General features: G+C 68.4%; 17 protein-coding genes. 4 read left to right on the plus strand and 13 right to left on the minus strand.

Features of this window, described 5'->3' with window-relative positions; genetic code table 11:
• Window positions 1–38: 38 nt before the first annotated feature.
• The 5 genes from IFSED24_RS11925 to IFSED24_RS11945 form a co-directional block, all read right to left on the minus strand.
• A complete protein-coding gene (locus IFSED24_RS11925) occupies window positions 39–806 on the minus strand; it encodes an N-acetylmuramoyl-L-alanine amidase (RefSeq protein ID WP_491331689.1) in 768 nt (255 codons plus the stop codon).
• Window positions 807–820: 14 nt separating this feature from the next.
• Complete coding sequence (locus IFSED24_RS11930; protein ID WP_491331690.1) at window positions 821–1,588, minus strand: YbaY family lipoprotein; 768 nt, start codon at window positions 1,586–1,588, stop codon at window positions 821–823.
• A gap of 100 nt (window positions 1,589–1,688) precedes the next feature.
• Window positions 1,689–2,048, minus strand: a complete 360-nt coding sequence (locus tag IFSED24_RS11935) for a nuclear transport factor 2 family protein (RefSeq protein WP_491331691.1) — start codon at window positions 2,046–2,048, stop codon at window positions 1,689–1,691.
• 84 nt (window positions 2,049–2,132) lie between these two features.
• A complete protein-coding gene (locus IFSED24_RS11940; RefSeq protein WP_491331692.1) occupies window positions 2,133–2,465 on the minus strand; it encodes a zinc ribbon domain-containing protein in 333 nt (110 codons plus the stop codon).
• Window positions 2,466–2,467: 2 nt separating this feature from the next.
• Window positions 2,468–3,244, minus strand: a complete 777-nt coding sequence (locus IFSED24_RS11945) for a TIR domain-containing protein (protein ID WP_491331693.1) — start codon at window positions 3,242–3,244, stop codon at window positions 2,468–2,470.
• A 356-nt stretch (window positions 3,245–3,600) separates the two neighbouring features.
• Here IFSED24_RS11945 and IFSED24_RS11950 point away from each other — a divergent pair, with 356 nt between their 5' ends.
• Window positions 3,601–4,347 carry a hypothetical protein gene (locus IFSED24_RS11950; RefSeq protein WP_491335053.1) on the plus strand — a complete coding sequence of 249 codons (747 nt, stop codon included), beginning with the start codon at window positions 3,601–3,603 and terminating at the stop codon, window positions 4,345–4,347.
• Window positions 4,348–4,426: 79 nt separating this feature from the next.
• Here IFSED24_RS11950 and IFSED24_RS11955 read toward each other — a convergent pair whose 3' ends face one another.
• From IFSED24_RS11955 to IFSED24_RS11970, 4 genes are all read right to left on the minus strand, one after another.
• Window positions 4,427–5,044 (minus strand): hypothetical protein, encoded by a 618-nt coding sequence (locus IFSED24_RS11955; RefSeq protein WP_491331694.1) that lies wholly within the window; start codon window positions 5,042–5,044, stop codon window positions 4,427–4,429.
• A complete protein-coding gene (locus IFSED24_RS11960) occupies window positions 5,041–5,460 on the minus strand; it encodes a hypothetical protein (protein ID WP_491331695.1) in 420 nt (139 codons plus the stop codon). The genes IFSED24_RS11955 and IFSED24_RS11960 overlap by 4 nt, the downstream gene beginning before the upstream one ends.
• 154 nt (window positions 5,461–5,614) lie before the next feature.
• Window positions 5,615–6,070 carry a ferritin-like domain-containing protein gene (locus IFSED24_RS11965; protein WP_491331696.1) on the minus strand — a complete coding sequence of 152 codons (456 nt, stop codon included), beginning with the start codon at window positions 6,068–6,070 and terminating at the stop codon, window positions 5,615–5,617.
• Between the two features lie 90 nt (window positions 6,071–6,160).
• Window positions 6,161–6,772, minus strand: coding sequence for a GNAT family N-acetyltransferase (locus tag IFSED24_RS11970; protein WP_491331697.1), 612 nt, complete (start codon window positions 6,770–6,772; stop codon window positions 6,161–6,163).
• 3 nt (window positions 6,773–6,775) lie between these two features.
• Here IFSED24_RS11970 and IFSED24_RS11975 point away from each other — a divergent pair, with 3 nt between their 5' ends.
• The 3 genes from IFSED24_RS11975 (at window position 6,776) to IFSED24_RS11985 (ending at window position 13,077) form a co-directional block, all read left to right on the plus strand.
• A complete protein-coding gene (locus tag IFSED24_RS11975; RefSeq protein WP_491331698.1) occupies window positions 6,776–8,080 on the plus strand; it encodes a BaiN/RdsA family NAD(P)/FAD-dependent oxidoreductase in 1,305 nt (434 codons plus the stop codon).
• A 94-nt stretch (window positions 8,081–8,174) separates the two neighbouring features.
• Window positions 8,175–11,009 (plus strand): proprotein convertase P-domain-containing protein, encoded by a 2,835-nt coding sequence (locus IFSED24_RS11980; protein ID WP_491331699.1) that lies wholly within the window; start codon window positions 8,175–8,177, stop codon window positions 11,007–11,009.
• A gap of 157 nt (window positions 11,010–11,166) precedes the next feature.
• Window positions 11,167–13,077, plus strand: coding sequence for a glycosyltransferase family 39 protein (locus tag IFSED24_RS11985; protein ID WP_491331700.1), 1,911 nt, complete (start codon window positions 11,167–11,169; stop codon window positions 13,075–13,077).
• Window positions 13,078–13,166: 89 nt separating this feature from the next.
• On the opposite strand, the gene IFSED24_RS11990 is transcribed toward IFSED24_RS11985, so the two are convergent.
• The 4 genes from IFSED24_RS11990 to IFSED24_RS12005 all read right to left on the minus strand — a co-directional run bounded on the left by IFSED24_RS11990 (window position 13,167) and on the right by IFSED24_RS12005 (window position 16,586).
• Window positions 13,167–13,523 (minus strand): hypothetical protein, encoded by a 357-nt coding sequence (locus IFSED24_RS11990; protein WP_491331701.1) that lies wholly within the window; start codon window positions 13,521–13,523, stop codon window positions 13,167–13,169.
• 123 nt (window positions 13,524–13,646) lie between these two features.
• Entirely contained in the window at window positions 13,647–14,528 is an 882-nt protein-coding gene (locus IFSED24_RS11995) for a YitT family protein (protein ID WP_491331702.1), read from the minus strand.
• Between the two features lie 74 nt (window positions 14,529–14,602).
• Window positions 14,603–16,066 carry a KamA family radical SAM protein gene (locus IFSED24_RS12000; RefSeq protein WP_491331703.1) on the minus strand — a complete coding sequence of 488 codons (1,464 nt, stop codon included), beginning with the start codon at window positions 16,064–16,066 and terminating at the stop codon, window positions 14,603–14,605.
• Entirely contained in the window at window positions 15,999–16,586 is a 588-nt protein-coding gene (locus IFSED24_RS12005) for a MarR family winged helix-turn-helix transcriptional regulator (RefSeq protein ID WP_491331704.1), read from the minus strand. The genes IFSED24_RS12000 and IFSED24_RS12005 overlap by 68 nt, the downstream gene beginning before the upstream one ends.
• Window positions 16,587–16,747 lie beyond the last annotated feature (161 nt).

The following is a 16,747-nucleotide window of genomic DNA, read 5'->3' on the forward strand; positions in this document are numbered from 1 at the left end:
AGACGCGGAAAATCCTGGTCCAGGCGATCACGGAACCTTCAGGCGATCGGCGCGTCCGTGACGCCGGCGATCACCCGTTCCCAGTCGAACGCCGGCCCGATGTCGGTCTTGCCCGTTGGCCGGTAATTGACGTGGGAGACGATGCCGCCGAAATCGACCACCCCGCGGTCGGCGGCGTAGCGGTCGGGTTCGGGCAGGAACCGGCGGGCGATGCCGTAGCGCGCTGTGAGGTAGCGCAGGAGCGTGATCAGGGCGGCGTACTGGGCGTCGGTGAAGGTGGCGAAGTGATCGTAGCCGCGGTAGGGCGCGGCCACGTTGTGTTCGGCCTGATCGAGCAGGCAATAGCGGTCGCCGTAGGTGGTGTTGAGCGCCCCGCCCTGGGGCACCAGCGGCCCGATGTTGGAGATCTCGATGCCGATGGTGTGCCGGCTGCGGACCTGGTTGCCGCCCAGGGCGCCACGACCCAGGTGGTAGGACCAGTAGAACGAGGGGAAGAGATTGTAGATGGTGCCGTTGCGCCCGAGCACGAAAGGCACCGAGACGTGGTAGTCGGGCTGGGTCAGGGTGGCGATGTCGCCGCCCAGGTAACCCATGGTGAAGTGCAGGACGATCTGGTCCTTGGCGAAGCGGGTACGGTAGAAGAACGATTCGTCGCCGTCGGCGAGCCCCGCGTCGACGTAATGCATGATCTCGCCCTCTCCCGGCACCGCGATGGATTTCTGGAGCATGCCGTGGCGGCGGCCATGGCTGTCGACGCCGCTGGCGTCGAAACGGGCCTCGTGCTCGGCGATCTTCTCGACTCGCATGATTCACCTCCGGTTCACTCGGTGGCCACGAAGCGCGCCAGCTCCACCCCCTTGATATTGTTGAGGATCAGCTCCCGTCCGGAGATTCGCCAGCTGTGCACCTGTGCCAGGTCCCTCAGGAACGCCTGCTCGAACTCCATGCCGTCGGGGCAGGCCATCATGGTGGCCGCCACCTGGCCGAACTCCAGGCTCGAGCCATCCAGCTCGTAGCTTCCCGTGAGCCTATTGCAGCCGCCGGATCCGACGAGCCGCTGATCCTCGGCCTCCAGCACGAGATGCGGTTCGCGCTCGGCCGCGAACGCCGGCACCGTCTGGTCGCCCAGTTCGATCAGCTTCCAGCGGGTGCCCGTCAGCGAAAGCGCGGTGTCGCCGGCCACCCGGTTCAGGACCAGGTCCGCGGTGTCGCCATGGCCGCGAGTGAGCACCGGGCTGGCGGTGTCCGAGACGAAGAGCAGGCGACCCTCCACCGTGATGCGCGCCCGCACCGTGTAGCTGTGGCTCTCCTCGATCCGTCCGGGATCGTAGGTGACGCCGAACCCGAACGGCGGCTGGCCCACGTTCTCGAGCCGGACCGTACCCAGGACCTCGGCCGGTGCATCGGCTCGCGACACGTCTTCGAGGAGGACCTCCACCACCGCGTCGGGCGGCAGGGCCATGCGTTCGCGGTAAGTGACGGTGCCGGTGACCGTGGCGGTCTCCTGGCAGGCGGCGATCAGGAGCAGGATGCTGGACAGGATCAGGACGAAGACCGCGCCGCGATGGGCGCTGCGGGGCGAGAGCATACCATCCCTCCCAGGGATCTGGTTGCGGGTGCACCGATCGTTCCGGCGGGGACGCACAGTTGAAGTGCGACCACCACCGCCGACAATACCGGCCAGGGACTCAACCGAACAATTGCGAAATGTCCATGTAGATCTGGTAGTTCGCGATCTTGCCGCGGTCCACGATGAAGACGTCGGCGAACGGCACGGTCAGCGTGCTGCCGTCGTGCCTGGTGTAGGTGACGAGGCCACGCGTGACGACGGCATCGCCACAGGTCCAGGTGTCTTGCAGGTCGTGGCTCAACCCGGCGACCGCGGTGAAGAAACCGGCCACGGCGGCGCGGGCGGCCTCCCTGCCGAGCACCGGTTCGCCATTGCCGAAGGTGAAGACGACATCCTCGGTGAGCAGGTCGGCGAAACGATCGGCATCCTGGCGATCGATGGCGGCGAAGAGGTCGGCGAGCCAGGCAGGGTTGGTCATGGAATCATCCTCTTGTTTCATGGTACGAGCGACGGCTTGCGACACCGTGAGCTCTTTGCTGCGAGTCGGTACCCGGCCGGTCGCTCAGAAGTCTCCGCCACCCATGCTCATGAAGAGCCAGAACAGCGAGGCGCCGATGCCGACCCACAACCAGACCTTGCCCGCCTTCTTCTTGGCCGCGCTCGGGTCCCGCATGTAGATCACGCCCATGATGATGCCGATGAGCGGGATGAAGAGCGAGGCCACGATGAGGCCGATGAAGAGCCCCTGGCCCACGACCTCGTCGACCGCGCCCGCCCCCGCGGCGGTGGGCGGCGGCGCGGCTGCCGGTGCGGTGGCCGCGGCGAGCTTGGCGCCGCATTCGGGGCAGAACACCGAATCGTCAGGAATCTGTTCGCCGCAATCCTTGCAGTACATATCTATCCTTCCTGAGGTGGCACGGGAGTGCCGCAATGTCGGCAGAACTTGGCGCTGGTGACGAGACCCTGGCCGCACTTGCGGCAGAAGGCGCGGGATCGCCGCGGAGCGGCGGTCCCGGCGGCGGTGTCGTTGGCAGAGGCGGCGGCGGCCTCGGTCGCGGAGAGGATCCCGGCGAGGGTATCGCCCATGACCTCGCGCTCCAGGGCCTCGCGCTGGGCGAGGTCGAGATCGAGTTCGCGGGATAGCTCGTGCAGTTGCGCCACCTCGGCGGCATCGAGCCGTCCGTCGGCCCAGGCCACGATGACCGCGGTGCGGTACTGGACGGCACCGGCGCTGGCGGTGGAGGCGTCCTCATCCGCCTCGTGGCGATCGATGGCGGCGACCTGGGCCCGCACGTGCTCGGCGAGCTTCTGCAGGCCGCGTTCCATCTCCGGCGTGAGCGCGTCGAGCCAGTGCGCCTGGGCGATCCAGTACTCGAGGCTGCCCGTGGGCTGGACGTTCTCGATGCGGAAGGGGATCACGGTCAGGCCGCGGCGGACCGCCATCTCCACCTCGCGGCTGATGTGCTTGGAGACGTTGGCGTGCGAGGAGAAGACGAGGACCATGGCCCGGCACTGGCCGAGGAACTCGGCGATGGTGGCGGCGAAGCTGCGGCCGGGGATCCCGTCGCGCGGAAAGATGCAGCAGCGGATGCCGCGCTGCTCGAGGGTGGCGCAGACCGCGTCGGCGGCCTGCTTGTCAGGGGTGGCATAGGAGATGAAGACGTCGTGAGCCAAGACGCTACTCCTTGGATCGTTTTTGCCCCCTTTTGATTCAGAATAGCAGGATTCGTCTGGTCGCCAAGTGGGAAAATGAAACGACATGGGGAGGCCGCCGCCCGCATCCCGCCCCTCGCGGGGTCGACGGTCAGGGGGATGCGGAGGCCCGGATTCCCGCCTGGTTCGTCACCCCTCGCCCCGGAAAGGGAACCCGGGTGTGATCCGACGATTCAAGGACACGCGTGCCGGGATCCGCACCGCTGCAATGATTTCGCACTTCCAATGAAGACATTCCCGGGCCTGGATACTATCTTGTGAGGCGTTCTGACAAGCATGTGAACGCCAACCCAGCCACCCACGGAGGCCTGACCTTGATGCACCGGCTATCCACCCTCGCGATCCTCGTCCTGCTCGTGACCGCCCTCGGGTGCGGCGGCGACGACACCGCCAGCTCCACCACCCAGTCCAACGGCAGCCCCGCCACGGCCAGCGGCCAGAAGGTCGGCACGGTCCTCGAGACCATGGACGCCGGCACCTACACCTACGTGCACGTCCAGGCCGGCAGCGAGCAGATCTGGGCCGCGGCTCCCAAGTGCGAGATCGCCGTCGGCGACGAGGTGACCATCGACACCCGCATGCCCATGACCGAGTTCCACAGCGAGACGCTCGACCGCACCTTCGACCTGGTCTACTTCACCGGCGGCTTCACCGGCGAGGCCCAGACCGCCTCGGGAACCGGCGGCGGCATGGCCAGCGGCATGGCCAGCAGCCATACCAAGCCCAAACCGGTGGCCGAGGTGGACCTCACCGGTATCGAGCGCGCCCCCGGCGGCAAGACCGTGGCCGAGGTCTGGGCCGAGCGTCAGGCGCTGGCCGGCAACCAGGTGGTGGTGCGCGGGAAGGTCATCAAGTACCTCTCGGGCATCATGGGCAAGAACTGGATCCACCTGCGCGACGGTACCGGCGACCAGGACACCAACGACCTCACCGTCACCACCCAGGGCTTCGCCAACGTGGGCGATCTGATCACCGTCAAGGGCACCGTGGCCGCCGACCGCGACTTCGGGTCGGGCTACCGCTACGGCGTGATCGTGGAGGATGCCGAGGTCAAGAAGGAGTAGGCGCGCGCCGGCTTCAGCACGGCCCGGAACGATCGGTCCCCCGGTCGTTCCGGGCCGTCTTCTTGGCGTTGCGCAGCGGTCAGCGCAGCGAGTCCACCCCCGCGATCGCCAGGCCGTAGGCTTCCCGCAGCATGCGTTCGTGGTCGACGATGTCGTGGATCAGGTTGTTCAGGGCCATGGCCAGCGGACAGCAGGACTGCGGATCCAGATTATCCGCGAGATAGAGGTTGTCGGTGACGCGGGCGAGCTGGGCCGTGTAGAACCCTTGGAACTCGTACAGCCGCGAGAGCAGGAGCGCGGTCCGGATGTCCATCCGCTCGGTGGCCCCCAGCCGGTTGGCGAATCCCCAGGCATGGTCCTGGATCATGGGCATGGAGAAGCCGTCGGGCAGGGCAGCCATGAGGTCGGCATAGGACAGTGGCTCGTCCCCGGTCAGGCAGCGCCGGTGCAGGCCGGCCAGCGAATCCTGGATCGCCCGGTGGTAATCCTGCACCCGGGTGATCTGCGCCTCGTTGGAACGCAGTTCCTGATAGATGTGGTCCATGGCCTGTCTGGTCTGGGCCTGTGCCGCACGCTCGAGACGCCATTCGTTGGCCGCCAGGCCGAGCAGGACGCCCAGCACGATCAGCAGGACCTCTGCCAGGAGCCTGCCCAGGGCCGGCGACGTGAACCGTCGCGGCCGGCGATCCATGGTCATGGCGTGGCCCCGACGTCGTCCGGCGTGTTTGCCCGGATGCAGAGCAGGTTCAGGCCCTCTCCCTGGCAGAGAGCCAGCGCCTTACGGAGCTCGCGCTGGCAGAGCCGGTGCTCGTGATCGCAGTCCCCGCCGTCGTAGAGCCCGTCCAGCACCGGCACCGCCCGACCGTCGCGCGCCTGGCCGAGGGCCCACACCGCGTGATTGCGCTGGTCGAGCGGATGCGTGTCGGACTGGATGAAGTCGAACAAGGCCGCGACGTCATCGCCGGGATGCGGGTGCGCGGCCTGGGCCACCGCCGCCCAGCGGTCGAGGTCGGACTGGATGTTCCGGCGCAGGCCGAGCGCGGCGCCCAGGGACAGGCCCACCACAACGACCACGCCGACGATGACGATCCTGCGCGCGGTTCCGGTTAGCATGCGTGACGCCCTCCCGAGGTTCGGCATCCTCCACGCCCGCGTACGATGATAACACAGGATCAGCGAGGGCACTCCCACCACCGCTCGAGAATCACGGACCGGCGGCGGCCCATCTGGACCTGGCGGCCGCCGCATCCTGCATCGCCGGAACGCGTCAGTTCTCGGTCAGAACGTGCTCGTCGTACTCGATCTCGAAGCGCAGCTTGTGCTTGGCCTCCTCCTGGGCGAGCGCCAGGAAGAGCTCGCGGATCTCGGCGTCGTCGGTGCGCTGGGCCAGGTCGGAATAGAGACGGAAGGCCTGCTTCTCCTGCTTCATGGCGAAGACGAGGATGTCGGCGTAGGTGGGTTCGTCGGACAGCGCGACGTCGTTGATGTAGTCGGAGATCTTGAGATCCTGCACGGTGGCCGCCGCACCGATGATCCGGTCGCCCGCCTTGACCTTTTCCAGCTTCGACTTGTGCCCCCGCTCCTCGTTGGCGAACCCGAGGAACACCTGCTTCATGGTCTCGTTCCGGGTCTGCTCCGCGATCTGGGTGTAGAGGTCCACGGCCCTCTGTTCCATCATGATGGCATAGTCGAGAATTTCCTCGACGCTATTCAGGTCGCTCATGGTCGGACTCCAGTCTCGGCAGCGGGTGGGATCGGGATGATGGACTTAACGGACGTTCGTCGGGAACATAGCGCAGGCCGGTTCCCCGAATCAAGCGCGAGCGGCGAACCGTGGGCGAGCGATGGCGAGTTGGCGCCACCGCTCCCCGTCCGCCATGAACTCCCGATCGAAGGTCATGCCGAGCTTCTGCAGGACGGCCAGCGAGGCCGGATTGGCCACCATGGCGCGGCCCACGATGCGCTCGAGACCGTGGTCCTGGAAGCCCAGCCGCAAGGAAAGACGGCCTGCTTCGGTGGCATATCCCTGACCCCAGAAGCGCCGATGGAAGCGGAAACCGAGGTCGACCTCGTCGCGGTCCGGGCAGTACTTCAAGCCGCAGAAACCGAGATGATCGCCCGTGGCGCCGAGGTAGACCGACCACCGGCCGAAGCCCCAGCGTGCGTAATGGTCGTATTGCTCCAGAAACGCCCTGGCCTCGGCCACCGAATCGAAGGGGCGGTCTCCGGTGAAACGGACGACTGCGGGGTCTGCGTTGAGGGCATGGAATGATTCGGCCTCGGAGGGGGAGAATCTCCTGAAAACCAGGCGGTGGGAGCAGGCGACTGGAGCCAATTCAATCATCGACCGATTTTCCTTGTACAAGGCTTGTGCCATGGAGATTGTGTCCGAGGCAGATCCGGGTTGAAAGTCATTACAATCCATGCCATGAGCGTGACGCAACCTCAAAATCAAGGGAGTCGGAGACCCATCTCAACACCCGGACACAATCTCCATGGCACAACCATCGTGGTGGGTGGGGGGCCGGCTGGATTGACCGCCGCGATCCTCGCCGCCCGCGCCAACACCCCCGTCCAGCTCCTCGAAGCCGGCCCCCACCCCGGCCGCAAGCTGCTCGCCTCGGGCGGCGGCCGCTGCAACGTGACCAACACCCTTGCGAGCGAGGAGTTCGCGGCACGCTTCGGCCGTCAGGGGCGCTTCATGCTGCCCGCGCTCGACCGCCTCGACAGCGCCGGCCTGCGCGCATTCCTGCGCGAGCTGGGCGTGGCCACCCATGCCCCCGACGGTTTCCATGTCTTTCCCGTGAGCCACCGCGCCCGGGACGTCCTCGAGGCCCTGACCGCGGAGGCGGCTCGCCTGGGCGTGGCGATCCGCACCGATCGCCGGGTCCGGGAACTGGTGGTCGGCGACGGTCGGATCCGAGCCGTCCGCACCGGGCACGGGATCGAGCCCGCGAACGCCGTCGTGCTGGCCTGCGGGGGACACGGCTACCCGGCGCTCGGCGGCAGCAGCCAGGGATGTCAACTGGCGGCGACGGTGGGGCATGGGCTGGTACCCGCGCATCCAGGCATGGTCCCCCTGCTGACCCGGGAGACCTGGCCCGCCCGCTGCATCGCCGACACCGTTCCAAACGCCGTCCTGCGTGTGCGGCGTCGCGGCAAGCAGCGCCTCGAGGGTCGCGGCGACCTGATCTTCACGCGGACCGGACTGGCCGGGCCGGTGATCCTGGACCTCTCCCGGGACCTGACCCCGCTGCTGGCGGCGGACGGGGAGCTGGACCTGGAGCTCCAGCTGACCGGTCGGGGGCAGGACCAGTGGCGGGACATCCTCGCCCGGGCGCGGCGCGAGGCCGCCCAGGATGGCGTGGTCGACTGGCTGGCGAGCGAGGGCCGGGTGTCGGCCTCGCTGGCCAGGGTCCTGTGCGAACAGGCCGGCGTGGGCCCGGACTGGCCGCTGGAGAGGCTCGGCCGGCAGCAGCTCGCCGGGCTGGCCCAGACGCTGGCGGCGACCCGCCTGACCGTGGTCGGCCACGCCGGCTGGGACCAGGCCATGGTCATGCGCGGCGGGGTGGCGTTGCCCGGGGTGGATCCGGAGACGCTGCGCAGTCGCCTGGTGGCCAACCTGTTCCTGGCGGGCGAGATGCTCGACCTCGACGGTCCCTGCGGCGGCTTCAACCTGCAGTGGGCGTTCGCGTCCGGCGCGCTGGCGGGCGAAGGGGCCGCCCGGGCCTGATCGGCAGAACGACCGCCACCCATCCCCATTCCCGTGAATCCATGCTATAATGATATCCTAGTTTTTTAGTCTGTTTACCTTCAAGGAGCCTTCGATGAAAACCGTCTTGCTCGTCCTGAGCTTGTTGATCATGAGCGCCGGCGGCGCCCTCGCTTGCAGCGGCCAGCTGGACACCCACCATGGCGACCACCGCACAACCGCCAAGATCTGCATCGAGCCCCACTGGGAATCGTTCCAGGCCGCCACCCCGGCCGGCACCGCCCGCGCGTTCCTCGAGAACCGGGCCGATCATTACGGATTCTCCGGCGACCTCGCCGACCTCGAACCGGCGGGCGAGCGCGAGAGCCTCCTCGCGTACCACGTCACCTTCCGGCAGCTGCTCAACGGACTGCCCGTGGAAGGCGGCGAGATCATCGTGTCGGTGGCCAAGCGCGACGGCCGTGTGCTGCGGACCTTCAACAACACCTATCCCGTGGGAGAGAACGCGGCGTTCCTGCCCACCGCCGGCCTGGACGAGGAGACCGCCTACGACCTGGCCTGGGACCACCTGCGCGCACACGGCGACCTGCGGTCGCTGCCCGGGGCGCGGCTGGTCTACACGCCCGAGGGATCCGGCTTCCGGCTGAACTGGCTCATCGACCTCGACCTCGACGGCCCCGACGGCGCCTGGCGCCTGCGCGTGGACGCCCAGTCGGGCGAGGTGGTCGAACTGAGCGACACGCGGCTGACGCGGCAGGCGCAGCGGCCGGCCGCCGAACGGATCGCCGAGCATGCCGGACCGGTGGCCGACCGCCGGACCGCCTTCACCCGGGTGCGCGAGCTCGAGGCCCAGCGCCTGGCTCGCGCCGGCGCCCCCGTCACGTCGCGCGTGGCGGGCACCGGCGTGGTCTTCGATCCCGACCCGCGGACCACCCTGCGCAACAACAATCTGCAGAACAACTCGCCGGCGGGGTCGTTCACCGACGCCTACTTCACGCGGACGCTCGAGGATCTCGAGTACAGCGGCGGCCGCTACTACCTGAACGGGCCCTGGGTCTACATCCTGGACTGGGACAGCCCCAGCACGCCGCCCAGCAACACCGCCGACGGCAACTGGACCGCCACCCGCGGCAACAACAGCTTCAACGACGCCATGACCTACTTCCACCTCGACCAGAACCAGCGCTACATGCAGTCGCTGGGCTTCACCGGGAGCATGGGCATCCAGGAGGGCAGCATCGGCGCCGACACCGACGGCTTCGGTGGCGCCGACAACTCGGCCTACTACCCGGGCTCGAACCGGCTGACCTTCGGCCACGGCTGCGTCGACGACAACGAGGACGCCGACGTGATCCTCCACGAGTACGGCCACGCCATCAACCACGACATCAACAACAGCTGGTACGGCGGCGACACCGGCGCCATGGGCGAGGGCTTCGGCGACTACTGGGGCGGCTCGTACAGCTACATCACCGAGAACGGGTCGCTGTTCTATCCCAACTACATCTACAGCTGGGACGGCCACGGCTACGGCAACCAGTGCTGGCCCGGCCGGATCCTGAACGCCCACGGCGCGCAGTACGTCCACTCCACCAACTACGGCGCGCACCAGTACATTCCCGGCGGCTTCCAGTCGGACGAGCTCTGGAGCACGCCGCTGTTCCAGTCGCTCCTGACCCTGATGGAGCAGTACGGCGAGAGCCGCGAGTCGGTGGACCGCATCATGCTCGAGTCGCAGTTCGGCCTGGGCAGCGGTCTGAAGATGCGCGACCTCGCCAACGTCATCATCGCCACCGCCCAGGAGCTCGAGCCCGAGGGCCCGCACGCCCAGGTGCTGGTGGAGAAGTTCCTGGTGCACAACATCATCATCGCGCCGGTGCCCGCGGTGGGCGTGGCCTCGTTCGCGGTCAGCGCCGAGCCCTCGGGCAACGACGCTCCAGACCCGGGCGAGACCGTGGACGTGCGCGTGACCCTGAGCAACGCCGGCCTGGCCGAGGCGGGCACGGTCTCCGCCGTCCTCTCCACCGAGACGCCGGGCATCACCGTCACCCAGGACAGCGCCGACTTCGGCGACCTGCCGGTGGGCGGCGAGGTGAGCGCGAGCGTGGACTACACCTTCGCCGTGGATCCGGCCGTGGCGTGCGGCACCCTGGCCGTCTTCGACCTCGCGGTGACCTACGAGCTCGACGGCAGCCCGACCACGGTCAGCCGCCACCTGCAGATCTTCGTCGGCGTTCCCGACGGTGCATACGGCGCCCAGGCGCCTTACCGGCCGCTGCCCGACAACGACGGCGGCCAGGTCTTCAGCGTGATCACCATCGACGGCACCGACGCCACGGTGTCGGCGGACTTCAACATCGACATCGACATCCGGCACGACCACATCGGCGACCTCGTGGTCTGGCTCACCTCGCCGGCGGGCACCCGTACCTTCCTGCACCTTTACGGCGGCGGCGCGGCCGACGACATCGTCGGCAACTACCCGGGCACCCTGACGCCGGCCCAGTCGTTCGACCGCTTCCTGGGCGAGCCCCTCGCCGGCGACTGGGAGCTGATGGTGCGCGACGCCGGCGACAACGGCACCGGCTCGCTGAGCCACTGGGCGCTCTACGACATCGCGGGCTTCGACTGCGACGGCACCACCACCGCCACCCCCGATCTTGCGCCGACCCGGTTCGCGCTGGCGCAGAACACCCCCAACCCGTTCAACCCGGCCACCGAGATCGCCTTCTCCGTGCCGGCCGGCGCGGGCCTGGTCTCGCTGGAGATCTACGACGTCCGGGGCCAGAAGGTGCGCACCCTCGAGCGGGCGCACCTCGCCGCGGGCGAGCACACGCGGATCTGGAACGGCCGCGACGACAGCGGCGGCCAGGTGGCCAGCGGTCTCTACTTCTACCGCCTGTCCGGCAACGACTTCAGCCAGACGCGGAAGATGGTGATCGTCCAGTAGCCGCCGGGACGAACGGCGCAGGTATGGTGTCAGCGGGTCCGGGCCACTCCGGACCCGCTGCGCTGTCGGCCGCAGGCCGTCGTTGTGGGCCGCGGATCGGCCGTGCTACTCTAGCGGCCGCCACCGCCCACCGTACGGCCCGAACGCCAGGGGACCCATGAGCACCAAATCCAAGCGAGGCCGCCAGCGGCCCGAGACCCAGCCACCCATCACGCTGTTCCCCCGACGCGACCTCCTGCTCACCGTCGGCGTCGCCCTGGCCTTCCGCATCTTCTTCTGGGTGCTCTTCAGCCAGACCCCGTTCTTCCGCCATCCCGTCATCGACGGCTCGTTCTTCGACCTCTGGGCCCAGGCCCTCGCCGCCGGCCAGGGCGCCACGCCCGACGTCTGGTTCAAGCCCCCGCTCTACGCGTACTGGCTCGGACAGGTCTACCGGATGTTCGGTCACGCACCGGTGCTGGCGTATGCGCTGCAGACCGTCATGGGCCTGGCCACCACCGCCTGCGTGCTCGGCATCGGTCGGCTGGTCTTCACGCCGCGCATCGCCCTGGGCGGTGCGCTGGTCGCCGGCCTGCTGCCGATCCTGCCCTTCTTCGAGCTGCAGCTGCTGGCCGAATCGCTCACCACCCTGCTCTCGGTGGCCGCGCTCCTGCTGCTCCTGGCGGCCCGACGCGGCGACCACTGGCGCGAGAGCATGCTCGCGGCGGGCGGGCTGCTCCTGGGCGTGGCGGTGACCGGCCGTCCCAACGTCCTCTTGTTCCTGCCCGTGGCCGCGTGGTGGGTCTGGCGCAGCACCCCCGGCGGCCGCGGCGTGCGCTGGCGCCCCACCGCCATCCTCCTGGCCGCGGCCCTGATCGCGCTGGTCCCCACCACCGTCCGCAACTTCAACGCCGGCCAGTCGCTGGTGCCGGTGAGCGCCAACTTCGGCATCAACCTCTGGAGCGGCATCATGCCCGGCGCCGACGGCACGTCCCCTGTGCACGTGGGCCTCCACTGGGACGATCTGATGCTGCGCTGCCAGCAGGACGGGGCCGGCACACCGGCCAGCGCGTCGCGCTACTACACCGGGCTGGCCCTGCGCGAGATGGCCGCCGACCCGCTGCGCACCCTGGGCCTCGTGGCGAAGAAGGTAGTGCTCCTGGTGGGCGCCCACGAGGTGCGCAACAACATCGGTCCGTCGTTCCTCGCCACGGAATACGGCGTGGTGCCGCTGGCGCGCTGGTGGCCCGGCTTCTGGCTGGTCGGCCCGTTCGCTCTGCTGGGCCTGGTCGGCCTGCGCCGCTGGGGCGCTCCGGAGCGCCTGCTGGCGTTCTACCTGGCCGCCCTGGCGCTCTCGATCCTGCCGTTCTTCGTCAACGCGCGCTTCCGCGTGCCCATGCTGCCGGTGCTCGCGCTCTTCGCCGCCGCGGGAGCCGATTTGCTCTACACGAGCTGGCACGCCGGCGAGCGGACCCGGCTGCTGCGCCTGACGGCCCTGCTGGCCGTCTTCGCGGTACTCGTCAATGTCCCCTGGTTCACGGTCGACACTGCCCGCGACCATGCCCGCGATCACTACAACCTCGCCATGGCCTACTCCGCGCGCCTCAGCGGCCAGGGCAAGGGCGCCGGTGGCGACGCCTGGCGCGCCCAGGACCCCGAAATGGCGCGGCAGCACTTCGAGCGCGCCATCGCCCTCGACCCCACCGAGGCCGACTATCCCGAGGGTTACGGCCAGCTCCTCATGCAACGCGCCATGCCGGGGGCGACCCGCGCCCAGGCCGCCTGGCAGCAGGGCGACCAGGCCCGGGCGGCCACCGCGTTCGCGCCGGTCCGCCCCCTGATCGAGCGGGCCGCCACGCTGCATCGCGAGGCCGCGCGCCTGTTCCCACGCTCGTTCCGCTCGTGGGCCAGCGTGGGCCTCGCCCAGTTCCTGCTGGGCGAGGCGAGCAGCGGCGAGGATGCCGCCACGCACTACCGTCTGGCCGCCGAGGCCGGCGAGGAAGCGCTGCGGATCCATCCCCGCTACCAGCCCGCGGCGCAGAACCTGGCGGTGACCAGGCAGCGTTTGCAGGCGCTCGGTGAGGACTGACGGGGACACGGCGTCGCGTGGATGAACGAAGCAGGGTCCGGGAAACCCCGGACCCTGCGCTCGAAATCATGGTCGTGGATCGTCGCGGATCAGCGGAAGTCGTGCTTCATCTCGCTCCAGGTCTTCAGCTCGACACCGACACCCTCGTGGCAGTAGCCGCACTGGTAACCCTCGCCGTCGACCAGCGGGCCGTGCAACGTGAGCAGGTCGCTGGCGTCGTGGCAGCCCGCGCAGGTGCTGGACGGGATCGGATCATCGGCGTGGCAGACGCTGCAGGCGAACGCGTTCCGATGGATGGTGTGGGTATCGCCCGGCCAGTCGGTATGGCACTGGTTGCAGTTGTTGTCCCCGAGGAAGAACTCGTAGGCCCCGGCCTGCACGGCGAAGAGCAGGACGGTGGCAGCGACCAGAAGTATCAGGAAAATGGACATTCTCTTGGCGAGCATGATGGCCTCCTCCATTGGGAACAGCTTCAAGACTCCGACGCCTCAGCGGGCTTCAGGGGATGCAGAAGTCCAGGACCGGGCGAGTCTACATTCTCGGCCGGGTTCGGTCAATGGGTTCGGTGATCATTGTGGTTGAGCCAAATGAAAGCCACCCACCGACTCCCGGGGCGTGATCACCGTGATGAAGGCCTCGGGATCGCGCTGGAGCACACGCAGCTTCAGGCGCTGGATGTCGGACCGAGGCACCACCGCGTATAGCATGGTCTTGCGCCGACCCGAGTGTCCGCCCTCGGCCTGGATGAGCGTCAGGCCGCGTCCCATGTCGCGGGTGACCGCCTTGCGGACGCGCACGGGATGCTCGGTCACGATCCACACCGCGCGGCTGCTCGCGATACCATGCAGCAGCGTGTCGAGGGTGTGGCTCATGACGTACGACAGCAGCAGCGCCACCATGGCCGGCTCGGGCCCGTAGAGCAGCCCCGCCAGCCCGTACACCAGGACGTTCATGCCGAGGATGGTGCGGCCGATCCCCCAGCCGAAATAGCGGTGGCAGAGACGACCCAGGATGTCGGCGCCGCCGGTGGTGCCGCGGCCGTGGAACACGAGCGCGAGCCCCAGACCGCCGAGCACCCCGCCGTAGGCGATGGTGAGCAGGCGATCGTGGGTGACCACGGGCAGATGGGGCCCCAGCAGATCGGTCAGCACCGCCAGCGACAACACGCCGACCACGGTGCGCAGCACCATGCCCATGCCGCCGAGCAGGCGCCACTGGAGGATCACCAGCGGGAGGTTCAGCGCCACCAGCGCCACGCCGAAGGGGATGCCCAGGGTGAGGTCGGAGATCACGGCCAGGCCCGTCACGCCGCCGGCCACCACCTCGTTGGGGATCAGCAGCGTGTTGATGGCCAGCGCGTTGAGCGTGGCGCCCACGATGATCAGCACGTATTCGAAGAGCGCGCGGGACCTGCTGACCCGGTTGCCTCGATCCCCGACCTCGCCCGCCATGTCTCCTCCTCCAGCCCATCACTGCCCGGGGTGACGGATCACCCCGGGCCAGGCACGGTCTCACCGACGCCCGTTCAACCTGCCGGCTGGAAGCCGCTCAGCCCGGCTGCCAGCACCGCCTCCTTCACCATCCGCGGATGTTCGGCCGGATCGGCCCAGCGCCGGCGGCCGGCGGCGGGCAGACGATCCAGTGGATCGAAGTATAGGTAATAACGGTCCGGGTCGACATGCGGACTGCGGTAGATGCTGATCCCGGTGGTGTCGTCGTAGTAGTCGAAGCTGTGGAGGTCGCGCTTGCCGCCGCCGCCGGGGGCGTCGGTGACGAACGTCGGCGTGTTGAAGCCGGCGGTCGCGCCGCGGACCCAGCGCTCGAGCTCGATGGAGTCGGCCAGGCTGGTGCGCAGCTCCTCCACGCCCTTGACCATGTCGTGCTGGTAGACGTAGTACGGCTGGACGTTGATGGCCGAGAGGCGCCGGATCAGGCGCACCATGCGCTCGGGATCGTCGTTCACGCCGCGGATCAGGACGCTCTGGTTGCGGACCTTCACGCCGCGGCAAAACAGCAGCGACAGGGCGTCGCGCGTGATGTAGCTGATCTCCTCCGGCGAGTTGAAGTGCGTGTGCAGGCAGACCTCCTGCCCCTGCCGGCGGCCGGTGTCCACCGCCTCGCAGAGCGCATCGGTCCAGGCGGTGTCGCCGAGGATCTTCATGGGCATCACCGCCGGGCCCTTGCTCGCCACGCGCACGCGGCGGACGTGCGGGATGGCCAGCAGCGTGAGCAGCAGGTCGCGCAGCTTGCGCGCCGGCAGCATGAACGCGTCGCCGCCCGAGAGCACCACGTCCTCCACCTCGGGGCGCGAGGCGATGTAGGCCAGGCCGTCCTGCCAGCGGCTGGCCTGCGGCTTGTAGCCAGCCTTGTCCACGGTGCTGGTGCTGCCGCCGATGGCGTAGCTGCGCGTGCAGAAGCGGCAGTAGACCGGACAGACGTCGAGAGCCAGGAAGAGCACCTTGTCGGGGTAGCGGTGGACGAGCCCGTCCACCGGGGAGTCGGCACGCTCGGCCAGGGAGTCGAAGGCCAGCCGCGGGTGATCGGGCTGCCGCGTGGACGCCACCGGCAGGAACTGGCGGCGGATCGGGTCGTCATAGGGCTGCGACCAGTCCACGCGCGACAGGATGTACGGCGACAGACGCATGTTCATGGGCGCCTGGGCGAGGCCAGCCTCCACGTCATCGAGGAACTCCTCGTCCACGAGTTCGCCGAGCAGTTCGCGCAAGCCGGCGGCGTTCATGACGCTGTGCTTGTTCTGGTACCTGGGGTCCAGGAACGTGTCCTCAGGGACGTCCGCGAACGCGGGGATGGCCTGCCAGAACGGTGTTTCGTCGAATTCGCGGTGTGCCAGGTCGGATGCCGACGCGGCAGGCCGGAGGGCCTCGGGGACCGGCAATGCGGAGAGGGGTTCGAGTCGGGGGTCAGTCGTCGAGACCGGCAGGATCTCGGCTACGGTCGGCTGCGTTTCCAGGCCGGGACGGGGCGTCATCGGCTGGTCCTTCCCTGTACGTCGCCGAAGCACCACCGATGGAATCCTCGATGGGCTGCGCGTCGAGCAAGGGAGCGGCCCCGAAATCGGGGACCTCCAGCAACTCGACGATGCGCTCGATGGATGTGGCCAGCTGCACCTGTTCCTTCTCGGGCAGTCGCGACAGTCCCGAAGCCAGTCGTTCCTGGAGCGGCGACGGCACCCGCATCAGCAGGTCGCGCCCCTCGTCGGTGACATGGATCAGGATCTGGCGACGATCCTTGGTGCTACGCTCGCGGACCACCCAGGCTCGCTGCTCCAGGCGATCGATGATTCCCACCACGGTGCTGCTGCTCAGGTGCACCAGCTTGGCCAGCGCGGTCGCCGTCAGGGGACCGTCCTCGTGGACGGCCCGCAGGCAGAGGACCTGGGGTCCGGTGATGCTGTACTCGGCCGACAGCCGCCGCGACTGGACATCGGTGGCGCGCATGATCCGGCGCAGAGAACGCAGGATCCACAGGTCACATCGAGGATGACGCAACGTGCTGGACCTCCGGGCGGAATTAATTGCGATCACAATCATTCTAACAGTAATAATTTCAGGCGCAAGTATTTCGCCGAATCACCTCCAGGAGCATAGCACGGAACTTTTTGGCAGGCGATATCGAATATGGAGGATCCCATCATTTCCAGGAAAATGTT

The sequence above is a fragment of the Candidatus Latescibacter sp. IFSED24 genome (genome assembly GCF_058273205.1).